Origin of the sequence: Dactylosporangium sp. NPDC006015, assembly GCF_040614215.1 — a bacterium.
Lineage (GTDB): Bacteria > Actinomycetota > Actinomycetes > Mycobacteriales > Micromonosporaceae > Dactylosporangium > Dactylosporangium maewongense.
In genome coordinates, this window is record NZ_JBEXUD010000010.1 from 121,859 (window position 1) to 134,243 (window position 12,385).

Here is a 12,385-nt window from a genome sequence, read left to right on the forward strand (position 1 = left end):
TGGAAGGTGACTGCATGACGCCGGGCGCCGACTACCGCCTCCGGTCGTGAGCCTGCGCATCGGAGTCCTCGGACCGCTGGAGGTCACCGTCGACGGCCGCCCCGTCGACATCGCCGGCGGGCGGCAGCGTGCCGTGCTCGCCGCGCTGGTCCTGAGCCGCCCCGCGGTCCTCGGCGTCGACCGGCTCGGCGCGCTCGTCGTGCCCGGCGCGACCGGCCCCGACGCCCGCAACGCCGCCCAGACGTACGTCGCCAGGCTGCGCCGGTCGCTGGGCGCGGCGGCGGGGCACCTGAGGACGAGGCCGCCCGGGTACGTCCTGCACGTCCCTTCCGGCGGCGTCGACGCGGAGGAGTTCGTGGCGCTGACGGCGCCGCGGCCGGGGGAGCCGGCCGTCGACGCGCTCGTCCGGCTCGACACGGCGCTCGGGCTGTGGCGGGGCGCGGCGTACGCGGAGTTCCCCGACCTCGCCAGGGCCGAGGCCGCCCGCCTCACGCAGCTGCGCCGCGACGCCGAGGAGACCCGCGTCGAGCTGCTCGCCGGCCTCGGGCGCACCGCGGAGGCCGTCGCCGCCGCGTCCGCGCTCGTCGCCGCCGACCCGGGCCGCGACCGGGCGGTGCGGGCGCTCGCGTCGGCGCTGGCCGCCGCGGGCCGGACCGCCGAGGCCCTCGACGCGGTGCGGGCGCACCGGGACTGGCTGCGGGACGAGACCGGCCTCGACCCGTCGGCGGCGGTGCTCGCCCTGCAGCGCCGGCTCCTGAGCGACCGGGCTTCAACGGTACCGACGCCGGGAACGCCGACGCGGAGGACCGCTGGGCTCATCGGGCGGGACGCCGACCTCGGCGCCGTCGCCGCGCTCGTCGAGGCCGGCGCCGGTGGGATCGTGACGCTGGTCGGGCCCGGCGGGGTCGGCAAGACCAGCCTCGCGCGGGCGTGCGGGCCGGCGTGGTGGGTCGACCTGGCCGCGGTCGGCGACCCCGCCGCCGTCGCGCCGGCGGTCGCCGCGGCCGCCGGGCTCGTCGTCGAGGGGAGGCTCACCGACGCCCTCGCCGCGTGGGCGCGCGGCGCCGAAGGGCTCCTGGTCGTCGACAACTGCGAGCATCTCGTCGACGCCGTCCACGACGTCCTCGTCGGACTGTCGCTTGAGGACTGCCCGGCCCTTCGGGTCCTGACGACCAGCCGGGAGCGCATCGGGCTGCCGGGCGAGCGCGTGTACGTCGTCGACCCGCTCACCGCCCCCGACGCGGTGCGGCTGTTCACGGCGCGCGCGTCCGCCGCCGACCCGGGCTTCGCGGCGTTGACGGACCCGGGGTTCGCGGCGCGGGTCGGCGCGCTGTGCGAGGCGCTCGACCGGCTGCCGCTGGCGATCGAGCTGGCGGCGGCCCGCGCCGGCACGCTCACCGTCGACGACCTGAGCCGGCGGCTCGACGCGCGGCTGGTCCTGCTGGACGCGGGCCCGCGCGGCCGGCCGGCGCGGCACCAGACGCTGCGGGCGGTCGTCGACTGGTCGTGGCGGCTGCTCGGCGAGCAGGAGCGGATCGCGTTCGCGCGGCTGCACGTGTTCGCCGCCGGGATCGACCTCGACGCGGCGGAGGCCGTCATCGGCTACGGCTCGCTGCCGGCCGGCTCGGTCGCCCACGTCGTCGCGATGCTGGCCGAACGGTCGCTGCTGACCCGGCCCGGCAGCGCGGGCGTCGGGCGGTACCGGATGCTGGCGAGCCTGCGCGTCTACGCCGCCGAACTGCTCGACCCGGCCGCCGACCGGGAGCTGCGGCTGCGGCACGCCACCCACTTCGCCGGCCTCCTCGAGGCGGCCGACCGGGGTCTTTCGGGCCCGGACGAGGCCGCGTGGGTGGCGGTCGTCGAGGGCGCGCTGGACGACGCCCGGCAGGCGTGGCACTGGTCGCGCACGCACGCGCCGGCGCTCGCGGCCCGGATCGCCGGGGCGGTCGCGTTCGTCGGGTTCTGGCACCTGCGGGCCGACCTGCTCGCCTGGTCGACGCTGACGCTGCCGCTGCGCGCCGCCCGGCAGGCGCCCGGGGTGCTGACCGGCGCGGCGTACGCCGCCTGGCTCGACGGCGACTTCACCACGGCCGCGCGGATCGCCCGCGAGGCCCTCGACGCGGGCCACGCCGGCGCCGCGGACCTGCTCGGCGACATCGCCCTCATCCAGGGCGACGTCGACGGGGCCAGCACGCAGTACGAGCGGGCGGTCGCCGTGCTTCCCGCGGGCGGTGCGGCGCAGGCGATCGCGGCGGCCAACCTCGCGCTGCCGCTGGCGTACCGGCAGGACCTGGCCGCGCTTCCCGCCGCCGAGGCGGGTCTCGCGGCGGCCCGCGCCACCGGCAACCCGTCCGCGACGGCGTTCGCGCTCTTCGCCCTCGCCGAGGCCCACGGCGACGGCAACCCCGCGGCCGCGATCGCCGCGCTCGACGAGTCGTTGCGGCTCGCGACGGCGGTCGGCGGCCGGTTCGTCATGGGCGTCGCCCGCACGGCCATGGTCGCGCTGCGCGGCCGCCACGGGCCGCCGGAGCCGGCGCTCGCCCTGTTCGCCGACGCGATCAGGCACTGGCGGACGACCGGCGGCCGGCCGATGCTGATCATCGCGCTGCGCAATCTGGTGGTGTTGTTCGCGCGTACGGGCCGCGACGTGCCCGCGGTCGAGCTCGCCGGGGCGCTGGACGTGCCGTCGGGGGTGTACGGCGCGGAGGCTTCCCGGCTCGCCCAGGCGCTCGCGGCGGTGCGGCTCCGGCTGCCGGCGGACACCGCCGACGAGGCGTGGCAGCGGGGGCGCCTGCGGACCGCGGACGAGGCCGCCGCGGAAGCCCTGCGCCACCTGCCGGCCTGAAACAGTGGCGGCCGCCACCGGGAAGGAACCGGTGGCGGCCGCGGGGACCGTGGAACGCGGGTCAGCCCTTCTTGACGCCCTTGCCGCTGCGGAACAGCTTGACCATGCCGGCGAAGAAGCGCTCCATCTCGGAGCCGAAGGGGTTGTCGCTGACGACGTAGGTCCAGGTGGCGCTGGGGCGGACGAGGCCGGCGTCGGCGGGCTCCCAGTCGGGGCCGTCGATCTCCAGCTCCTCGAACTCCTTGACGGTGCGGTCGTCGATCTCGGCGAGCAGGCCCCGGAACGCGGGGATCGCCTCGCGGTGGAACTCGTCGAGCGGGTCCTGGGCGCCGAGGACGCGCAGGTGGATGCCCTCGCGGAGCTCGCTCATGTCGGCGAGGTGCTCCGACCAGGCGGAGTCGGCGTGGAAGAGGGCGATCGTGCGGGCGATGTGGAGCACCGCCTCCTCGCCCAGCTCCTCGGCCAGCTCGTTGTAGCGGTCGGGGGCGCGCTCGGCGAGGAGCTCGCCGGCGGCATCGGTCGTGAGGAGCTCCTCGCGGCGCTTCGCGTGCAGCTGGCGGTGCTGGTCCAGCAGGTAGTTGTAGCGCCAGGTGTTGCGGTGGATCTCCAGGTTGACGGTCTCCGCGACGCGCTGGGCGGAGCCGATCGCCCAGCGGACGTCCTCGTCGTCGATGGCACCGTCGGCGTCGGCCTTGCCCATCGGCATGGGCTCGGGGCCGTAGCGCTCGATCAGCTCGTCCTCGAGGCTGACGAAGAACATGGACTCGCCGGGGTCGCCCTGGCGGCCGGCGCGGCCACGGAGCTGGTCGTCGATGCGGCGGCTGTCGTTGCGGGCGGTGCCGATGACGAAGAGGCCGCCGAGGCCCTCGACCCGCTCGCGGTCCTTCTCGTCGCTGCCGCCGAGGCGGATGTCGACGCCGCGGCCGGTCATCTGGGTGGAGACGGTGACGGCGTTGAACGAGCCGGCCTCCGCGACGATGCCGGCCTCCTTCTCGTCGTTCTTGGCGTTGAGCACGACGCACTCGACGCCTTCCTCGGCGAGGGTGGCGGCGAGCTGCTCGGACTCCGCGACGCTGAGCGTGCCGACGAGGACGGGACGGCCGGTGGCGTGCATCGCGACGATCTCGTTGACGACGGCGATGTCGCGCTCCTCGGCGGAGGCGTAGACGCGGTCGGGCCAGTCCTTGCGGACATTGGGCAGGTGCGGCGGGATGACCGCGACCTCCAGCTTGTAGAACTCGCGGAGCTGGTCGCCGACGGGCAGGGCCGTGCCCGTCATGCCGCAGATCTTCTTGTACTGCGTGAGGAACGCCTGGACGGTGATGGTCTGCAGGACGGTGCCGCCACCGCTGCTGCGGATCTTCTCCTTGGCCTCGACGGCGGCCTGGAGGCCGTCGGGCCAGCGCCGCCGCTGGGCGACCCGGCCGCGGAACTCGTCGATGAGCTCGACCTTCTCGTCGCGGACGATGTAGTCGACGTCGCGGACCAGCAGCGCCTCGGCGTGCAGCGCCAGGTTGACGGCGGTGAGCGAGTCCATGTGCTCGGCGGCGTAGAGGTCCAGGTCGAGCAGCGCCTCGACCTTCGCCAGGCCGGACGTTGAAAGATGCACGGTGCGGCCCTCGTCGACGACCTCGTAGTCGTGGTCGCGGCGCAGTCCGCTGACGATCTCGGCGATCGCGACCGGCGAGTCCTTCTCGTCGATGGTCGAGCCGGCCAGGACCAGCGGGACCTTGGCCTCGTCGATGAGGATCGAGTCGGCCTCGTCGATGATGACGGTGCCGAACTCGCGGTGCACCCGGTCTTCGGTGTCGGTCACGATGCTGTCGCGGAGCAGGTCGAAGCCGGCCTCGCTGACGGAGACGTACGTGATGTCGCAGGCATACGCCGCCCGGCGCTCCTCGGGGGTCGAGGACTCGTTGACCCAGCCGACGGTCAGGTCGAGCAGCTCGTAGACCGGGCGCATCCACTCGGCGTCGCGGCGGGCGAGGTAGTCGTTGACCGTGATGACGTGGACCGGGCCCTGCGCGGCATAGCCGGCGGCGGCGATCGCGGCGGTCAGGGTCTTGCCCTCACCGGTGGCCATCTCGACGACGTGCCCGGCCAGGAGCACCTGGGCGCCGAGCAGCTGCACGTCATAGGGGCGCTCGTCGAGGGCGCGCTTCGCGGCCTCCCGGCCGAGGGCGCACGCCTCGACGAAGTCCTGCGGGTCCTCCCGCTGGTGCAGCGCCGTGGCGGCGGCGCGGAGCTCGTCGTCGGTGAGCTCGGACAGCTCGGCCTCGCGCTCCTCGATCTCCGGCAGGAGTGCCCGCATCGGCTCGAGGTCGATCGTGGTGCCGGGCTGCTCCTGCAGCTTGCGACGCCACGCGTTGAATTTGCTCACCAAACCCATGGCCCCCACGATACGTCCCCGCCCGCCGGACATGTGCGCCCCATCACCGTCACTTGGCGGCGCCACCGGGAAGCCGAGCGACAATCGTGGAGTGGAACAGTTGAGCAGGCTCGTCGAAGGCGGTGGCGTGGTCGTCCTCAGCGGCGCCGGGCTGTCGACGGAGTCGGGCATTCCGGACTATCGCGGTCCGAGCGGGCTGCAGCGAAACGCGTCGCCGATGACGTTCCAGACGTTCACCGGCGACCCGGTGGCCCGGCGGCGCTACTGGGCGCGCAGCTACCTGGGCTGGCGCACGATCGCGGAGGCGTCGCCCAACGACGGGCACCGCGCGGTCGCCCGGCTGCAGCGCGGCGGCCTGGTCACGGGGATCGTCACGCAGAACGTCGACGGCCTGCACCAGGCCGGCGGCGCGGATCCGGTAATCGAGCTGCACGGCGGCCTGGACCGGGTGGTCTGCCTCGACTGCGGCGACGTGACCGCCCGCACGACCCTCGACGGGCGGCTGCGCGGCGCGAACCCGGCCTATGCGCAGGCCGGCGGGGACATCAACCCCGACGGCGACGTCGACCTGACCGACGAGCAGGCGGCGGACTTCGTCACGGTCGGCTGCGAGGACTGCGGCGGCATGCTCAAGCCCGACGTCGTGTTCTTCGGCGAGCAGGTGCCGATGCCGCGCGTGGAGGCGGCGTTCGCGCTCGTGGAGCGGGCGGCGGCGCTGCTGGTGCTCGGCTCGTCGCTCACCGTCCTGTCCGGGCGGCGCTTCGTGATCCGGGCCGCGAAGCTGGGCGTGCCGATCGCCATCGTGAACCAGGGGCCGACGAAGAGCGACGACCTGGCAGCTGTACTGGTGGACGCCCCGCTCGGCAAGACCCTGACGCACCTGGCCGGGCTGGCCGCCTGACCCCTCGTACTGACGCCGCGACGACGATCAGGAGGGCGACCACACCGCCGGCCGGCGTTCAGCGGACCTTGATCCGGGCGATCGGGTGCAACACCGGACAAAGTCTGCGCGCGGTGCACTGACCCCCGACGGCCGGCGGGCCTTCGGGGGTCGATGTGCGCGTGCGGAGACGGTTATGGGGTGACGGGGGGATCTGACCGGTGTGGCGGGCGCCAGGTCCACACGCCTCCGGCGACGCCGACGGCGCAGATCGCCAGGACGGTGCCCGCGACGCTGGTGGCGGCCAGGCCCACGACGACGCCGAGGACTCCGGCGACGGCGATGGTGACCGCGGTGATGCGACGGGGTGTGACGCGGCGGGTCATCGCCCGGTTGAACCCGTTGACGAACCGCGTGTCATTGCGCAGTGCGGCTTCGATGTCCGCGAGCCGCTGCTGCTCGCTCTCGCTGAGCATGATGCTCAACCTCCTCCGACGGGCCTGCCCGGTGCGCGACGTGTACCCGCTCCGCTCGATGGTCACACACTTCGGCGGGTTTAGGGTCGGTCGATCGGCGCCAGTGAGAAACTCCCAGCCTGCGGGGTTGCTGCCTGAACAGGCAAATGCCCCATTTGTCACTTCTGGCGACCTGCGAGCTGATGTCCGGTGTGCGATTCTCTACGGCGAACACGTCAGGCATCGGGGAGGACGATCGTGGATCCGTCGCAGCAGTGGCAGCACCCGCAGCAGGGGCAGCAGCCGCAGTACCCGCAGCCGGGTCCGCAGTACCCGCCGCAGGGGCAGCAGCCGCAGTACCCGCAACACACGACGCAGTTCCCGCAGCAGCCTCAGCAGCCGCAGCAGCCGTCGTACCCGCAGCAGCAGCCGCAGTACCCGAACCAGCCGTACTCGGCGCAGCCGTACAACATCGCGCCCAACTCCGCCGCGCCGTACAGCGGACCGCCCGCCAACCCGTATGCGGCGCCCGGTCCGTACATGACGTCGACGCCGCTGCCCGCCCCGCCGCGGTCGCGCAGCAACCGGCTCGTGCCGATCCTCGCGATCGGCGGGGTCCTGGTCGTCGTGCTGGTGGTCGCGATCGTCGTCGTCGCGCTGAACCAGGACAAGAAGCCCGCGGCCGGGCCCACGGTCGCGGCGTCGGCGTCCCAGTCGGGCCCGGTCGACGCCTGCCTGGTCGGCAAGTGGAACCAGACCAGCTACCAGAAGATCGTCGACCTGGGCGGCACCGACATCGACAAGCGCGAGGGCATCGGCAAGGTCAAGATGACCGGCGGCGGCAAGCAGTGGACGATCAACGCCGACGGCACCGCGGTCGAGGACGACACCAAGACCGTGTACAGCGGCAAGGACGACAAGGGCCGCACGATCAACGCCACGTTCTCCGGCAAGACCGACTGGCAGGTCAAGACGGTCGACCGGAAGATCGAGTTCGCCGGCAAGGAGAGCACGTCGTCGGTCGTCATCTCGGTCGACGGCCGCAAGGCCGGCACGATCAACCTCGAGCCCAACCTCGACCCCGTGACGTACACCTGCGTCTCCGACGTGTGGCGCACGCAGGGCGAGTCCGACGACACGTTCGCCCGCTACGACAAGGTCAAGTGATCTGACACCTGGCTGAAACCCCTCGATTGGCGATGCCCGTCGAGGGGTACAGCGACCAGCATGACCTGGATCGCGCAAGTGTCCGACCGTGCCAGGGCGCGGCTGACGACGGCCCGCCGCACCGGCGTGGTCCCCGAGTTCCGCCGCGAGGTCCCGGACCGCGACGTCCTGGTCGTCGACCAGCGTTCCACAGTGGACGACGGCATCCCGCACGGCGTCCGCGTCGCCGGCGCGTGGGCGTGGCGGATCGTGTTGTTCATCCTCGCGGCGTACCTCCTGCTGCGGCTGATCGGCGCGCTGCGGCTGATGGTGATCCCGGTCGTCGTCGCCCTGCTGCTCGCGGCCCTGCTCGAGCCCGCCGCCGCCGCGCTGCGCAAGCGTGGCGTGCACCGCTCGCTCGCCGCCGGGATCGTGCTCGTCGCCGGGCTCGTCATCGTCTTCGGCGGGCTCGGCGTCATCGTGCAGACGTTCATCGCCCAGTTCGACAGCCTCTCCGAACAGGTCGCCGGGGGCGTCAACGAGATCCGTGACTGGCTCGCCCGCGGCCCGCTGCACGTGTCGAAGGAGCAGGTCGACAGCGCCATGGCCGGGTTCGGCGACCAGCTGAAGACCAACCGTGGCGCGCTCACCTCCGGGGCGCTGACCACCGCCACCACACTCGGCGAGGTCCTCACCGGCTTCTTCGTGGTGCTGTTCACGCTGTTCTTCTTCCTGCGCGACGGCGGGCAGATCTGGGAGTTCCTGTGCCGCCTGCTGCCCCGCCCCGCGCGGCTGCCCGCGGCCCGCGCCGGGCACTACTCGTGGTTCACGCTGGTGTCGTACGTGCGGGCGACGGTCCTCGTCGCGTTCGTCGACGCCGTCGGCATCGGGATCGGGCTGGCGATCCTGCGCATCCCCCTCGCGCTGCCGCTCGCGGCGCTGGTGTTCCTCGGCGCGTTCATCCCCGTCGTCGGCGCGACCCTGTCCGGCGCGGTCGCCGTGCTCGTCGCCCTCGTCACCAAGGACCCGCTGCACGCGCTGCTGGTCCTCGCCATCGTCATCGCCGTGCAGCAGCTCGAAGGGCACGTGCTGCAGCCGCTCATCATGGGCCGGGCCGTCTCCCTGCACCCCCTCGCGGTGATCCTCGCGATCACCACCGGGGTGGTCGCCGCCGGCATCGTCGGCGGGCTCGTCGCGGTGCCGCTGCTGGCGGTCGGCAACACCGCCATCCGGTACCTCGTCGACCATCCCGACGGCGAGCCGACACCGGACAAGGAGCCACCGGGCACCGAGCCCTCCGACGAGTCCGACGGCGGCCCGATCGCGTCCGAGCCGGCCGAGCCCACCCCGCCCCCGCCGGGCGAGGACCTGCCGGACGCGGAAACCTCCGGGAGCACCCGCTCGCGCGAGTAGGGTTGGTCGCGCACCGACCACCCAGGAGGAGCTGACATGCCGCTGACCGGAGAGTACGCACCGGGCGCCGCGGACTGGGCCAACGAGCAGGCCCAGCTGTTCGAGCGGACCAACGGCGCCGAGGGCAACACGCTGCGCGACCGGCCGATCATCCTGCTCACCACGCTCGGCGCCAAGACCGGAAAGATCCGCAAGAACCCGCTGATGCGGATCGAGCACGACGGGGAGTACGCGGTCGTCGCCTCCGCCGGCGGGCAGCCGAAGCACCCCGTCTGGTATCACAACCTCGTCTCGCACCCGCGGGTGGAGCTGCAGGACGGCCCGGTCCGCAAGGACTACACCGCCCGGCTCGTCACCGGCGACGAGCGTGCCGCCTGGTGGAAGCGCGCCAACGAGACCTGGCCCGACTACGACAGCTACCAGACCAAGACCGACCGGGAGATCCCCGTCTTCGTGCTCACCCCCGTGAGCTGACTTGACCGACCCCGCCGCCGGTCCCTCCCGGCAGCATCCGGTGCTGTTCGCGCTGCTGGCCATGCAGCGTCACTCGTGGGAGCAGGGCGTCGCCTCGCACGCCCTGCTCGACCTCGGCCACACGGACCTGGCGCGGCTGCTCGCCCTCGACGCGGTCGTGCACCAGAGTCCCGACGGCCGCCTCGGCACGGTGGGGGAGGAGTCCGGCTCCGTCAACGGCGCCGCCTGCGGCGAGGCCCTCATCGGCCGGCCCGCCCCGGACGACCCGGCGGCGGGCGCGCGGGCGGTGGCGGCCCATCCGGCGCTGGCGGCGCAGCTCGACTGGTTGCTGGCGCGGGCGCCGCGGGCCGCGGACGGCACGCTCTTCCACGTGATCGGCTCCCGGGAGGTGTGGGCCGACACGGTCTACATGGTGGTGCCGCTGCTCGCCGCGGCCGGCCACCCCGGCGAGGCCGTCCGGCAGGTCGCCGGCCATCGTGAGCGCCTGTGCAGCGGCGGCCTGTACGCGGCCCGCTGGGACGAGGACACCGCCGCCCTCACCGGGCCGGAGCACTGGGGCACCGGCAGCGGCTGGGTCGCCGCCGGCATCGCCCGGGCGCTGCGCCACGACCCGTCGCTGGAGCCCGCCCTGGCCGGCCACGCCCGGGAGATCGTCGACGCGTGCCTGGCGCTGCGCCGCCCCGACGGCCTGTTCGGCAACGTCCTGGACGACCCCGCGTCGTTCCCGGAGGCGAACGTCGCGCAGATGCTCGCGTACACCACCTGCACCGGCGTCGCGGACGGCTGGCTCCCGCCGTCCTACGCGGCCGTGGGCCGGTCGCTGATCGCCGCGGCCGCGCCGCTGGTCACCCCGGACGGCCTGGTCACGGGCGTGTGCGGCGCCCCCGTGTTCGACCGCCCCGGCACCTCCGCCGAGGCGCAGTCCTTCTACCTGATGGCTCAGGCCGCGGCGGCCCGCCTTCCCGTCTGACGCCCCCGGGCCGGCGGCCCGGTCACCCGTCTGACGGCCCCTCGGCGAGGGCGTCGGTGGCGTGGCGGCCGGCGGTGGTGGCGCGGTCGAGGAACTCGGCGAGCAGCGCCAGCTGCGCCTCGTCGTAGCCGGCGCACAGGTCGTCCATGGCCTCGTTCATCCCCGCGTACAGGCCGAAGATCTCCGCGTTGCGCTCCTTCAGCGCACGGACCCGCACCGCACGGCGGTCGGCGGGGTCGCGTTCGCGGGTGATCCAGCCGGCGCGCTCCAGGCGGTCCAGGACGCCGGTCATCGTCGCCGGGTGCTGACCGGCGCGGCGGGCGAGGGCACTGGGGCTCATCGGGCCGTGCCGGTTGATCAGGTCGAGACAGTCGAAGTCGGCGTCCTTGACCCCGAGCCGCCCGCCGACCTGGTGGTTCAGCAGCGACAGCTGGATCGACAGCTCCCGCAGCGACTCCTTGATCGCGGTCGTCGAGCGCCGCCGCTGCCGGTTGTCACGCGACTGTGATACGGAACTCATACCATCTCGATCCCGGACCCAAATATTATGAGATCCATACGATATCGGTTGTCGATGACACGATACCCGGGAGGGACCCTCATGATCCTCATTACCGGCGCGACCGGCGCCATCGGCCGGCACCTGCTGCGGACGCTGACCGACGCGGGTGAGCCCGTCCGTGCCGTCACCCGCGGCGCCCCGCTGCCCGGCGCCGACTGCGTCCGCACCGTCCGCGACGGCCTCGCGGGCGCCACCGGACTGTTCCTGCACCCGCGGGTCGCCGGTGAGGACGCGCCGGAGATCCTTGCCGCCGCGCGCGCCGCCGGGGTCCGCAGGGTCGTCGCGCTCACCGCGATGAACGTCGGCGACCCCGAAGACCAGCAGCCGTCGCGGTACGCCGGCGACCGCAACAAGGAGCTCGACCTCGCCACCCGGGACAGCGGCATGGCCTGGACGTGCCTGCGCCCCGCCGCGTTCGCCGGCAACACCGCCCGCGCGTTCGGGCCGCAGGTCCGGGCGGGCGCGACGGTGCGGTACCCGTTCCGCGCCTTCGAGGAGTCCCTCGTCGACGAGCGCGACATCGCCGAGGTCGCGGCGCGGGCGCTGCGCGACGACACCCTGGCCGGGCGGGTGCTGGAGCTGACGGGCCCGCAGTCGTTGACGCACGGGGAGCAGGTCGCGACCATCGGCGCGGTCCTGCGCCGCCCGCTGACCTTCGAGGAGGTGCCGGCCCAGGTCGCCGCGTGGCGGCTGACGGTCGCCGGCCTGCCGGAGCGGTTCGCCGGGGCGCTCATGGAGCGTTACGAGCGCCACCTCGCCGCCCCGCAGCACCCGCCGACCGGCGTGGTGGACGAGGTGCTCGGCCGCCCCGCGACCCCGTTCGCGACGTGGGTCGCCGACCACGCGGACGCGTTCTGACATGAGCGCCGCATACGTCACGGTCGCCCTGGTCACGGCCGCGGCGAACCTGTTCTCCGGCACCTGCGCGGTGCTGCGCTTCAGGCCGATCCTGCCGGGCATGGCGGCCGCGGGCGTGCCGGTGTCGTGGCTGACGTTCCCGATCGGCGTGCTGAAGCTCGCCGGCGCCGTGGGGCTGCTCGCCGGTCTCGCCGGTCCCGCGGTGCTGGGCACCGCCGCGGCCGCGGGCCTCGTGCTGTTCTTCGTCTGCGCCGTGTACACGCACCTGCGGGCCGCTGACCTGTCCGCCCAGTTCGCCCTGGCGATCGGCTTCCTCGCCCTCGCCGCGACGACCCTGGCACTCGACCCGACCCTGCACGTCGGCTAGCACCCCGCGCGTCGGCCGGCCCGGCT

At 73.8% G+C, this 12,385-nt stretch carries 11 protein-coding genes; 8 read left to right on the forward strand and 3 right to left on the reverse strand.

Annotation, left to right across the window (positions count from 1 at the left end; all coding sequences use genetic code 11):
* The first annotated feature begins 46 nt into the window (after positions 1-46).
* Positions 47-2,845, forward strand: a complete 2,799-nt coding sequence (locus tag ABZ321_RS19825) for a BTAD domain-containing putative transcriptional regulator (protein WP_354893067.1) — start codon at positions 47-49, stop codon at positions 2,843-2,845.
* 61 nt (positions 2,846-2,906) lie between these two features.
* Here the strand turns inward: ABZ321_RS19825 and secA2 are convergent, their stop codons facing one another.
* Complete coding sequence (gene secA2 / locus ABZ321_RS19830; RefSeq protein ID WP_344502681.1) at positions 2,907-5,234, reverse strand: accessory Sec system translocase SecA2; 2,328 nt, start codon at positions 5,232-5,234, stop codon at positions 2,907-2,909.
* Between the two features lie 91 nt (positions 5,235-5,325).
* On the opposite strand from secA2, the gene ABZ321_RS19835 reads away from it, so the two are divergent.
* Positions 5,326-6,135, forward strand: coding sequence for an NAD-dependent protein deacetylase (locus ABZ321_RS19835; RefSeq protein WP_344502680.1), 810 nt, complete (start codon positions 5,326-5,328; stop codon positions 6,133-6,135).
* 173 nt (positions 6,136-6,308) lie between these two features.
* Here the strand turns inward: ABZ321_RS19835 and ABZ321_RS19840 are convergent, their stop codons facing one another.
* Positions 6,309-6,590 carry a DUF3040 domain-containing protein gene (locus ABZ321_RS19840; RefSeq protein ID WP_344502679.1) on the reverse strand — a complete coding sequence of 94 codons (282 nt, stop codon included), beginning with the start codon at positions 6,588-6,590 and terminating at the stop codon, positions 6,309-6,311.
* A 237-nt stretch (positions 6,591-6,827) separates the two neighbouring features.
* Between ABZ321_RS19840 and ABZ321_RS19845 the strand changes: the two genes are divergently transcribed.
* The 4 genes from ABZ321_RS19845 to ABZ321_RS19860 are packed head-to-tail and all read left to right on the forward strand — an operon-like array spanning position 6,828 to position 10,572.
* Positions 6,828-7,736 (forward strand): hypothetical protein, encoded by a 909-nt coding sequence (locus tag ABZ321_RS19845; protein ID WP_354893072.1) that lies wholly within the window; start codon positions 6,828-6,830, stop codon positions 7,734-7,736.
* A gap of 60 nt (positions 7,737-7,796) precedes the next feature.
* A complete protein-coding gene (locus ABZ321_RS19850) occupies positions 7,797-9,128 on the forward strand; it encodes an AI-2E family transporter (protein WP_344502676.1) in 1,332 nt (443 codons plus the stop codon).
* Positions 9,129-9,164: 36 nt separating this feature from the next.
* On the forward strand, positions 9,165-9,602 hold the full coding sequence (locus tag ABZ321_RS19855) for a nitroreductase family deazaflavin-dependent oxidoreductase (RefSeq protein ID WP_344502675.1): 438 nt from the start codon (positions 9,165-9,167) through the stop codon (positions 9,600-9,602).
* A gap of 1 nt (position 9,603) precedes the next feature.
* The gene (locus ABZ321_RS19860; RefSeq protein ID WP_354893075.1) at positions 9,604-10,572 is read left to right on the forward strand and encodes a glycoside hydrolase family 88 protein; all 969 of its coding nucleotides are present in this window, start codon (positions 9,604-9,606) and stop codon (positions 10,570-10,572) included.
* A gap of 22 nt (positions 10,573-10,594) precedes the next feature.
* Here the strand turns inward: ABZ321_RS19860 and ABZ321_RS19865 are convergent, their stop codons facing one another.
* Entirely contained in the window at positions 10,595-11,092 is a 498-nt protein-coding gene (locus ABZ321_RS19865) for a MarR family transcriptional regulator (RefSeq protein WP_344502673.1), read from the reverse strand.
* 81 nt (positions 11,093-11,173) lie between these two features.
* On the opposite strand from ABZ321_RS19865, the gene ABZ321_RS19870 reads away from it, so the two are divergent.
* Together ABZ321_RS19870 and ABZ321_RS19875 are read left to right on the forward strand one after the other, a co-directional pair.
* Positions 11,174-11,992: an NAD(P)H-binding protein gene (locus ABZ321_RS19870; RefSeq protein WP_354893078.1), complete on the forward strand. Its 819-nt coding sequence runs from the start codon at positions 11,174-11,176 to the stop codon at positions 11,990-11,992.
* 1 nt (position 11,993) lies between these two features.
* On the forward strand, positions 11,994-12,359 hold the full coding sequence (locus ABZ321_RS19875) for a DoxX family protein (protein ID WP_354893081.1): 366 nt from the start codon (positions 11,994-11,996) through the stop codon (positions 12,357-12,359).
* Positions 12,360-12,385: the final 26 nt, after the last annotated feature.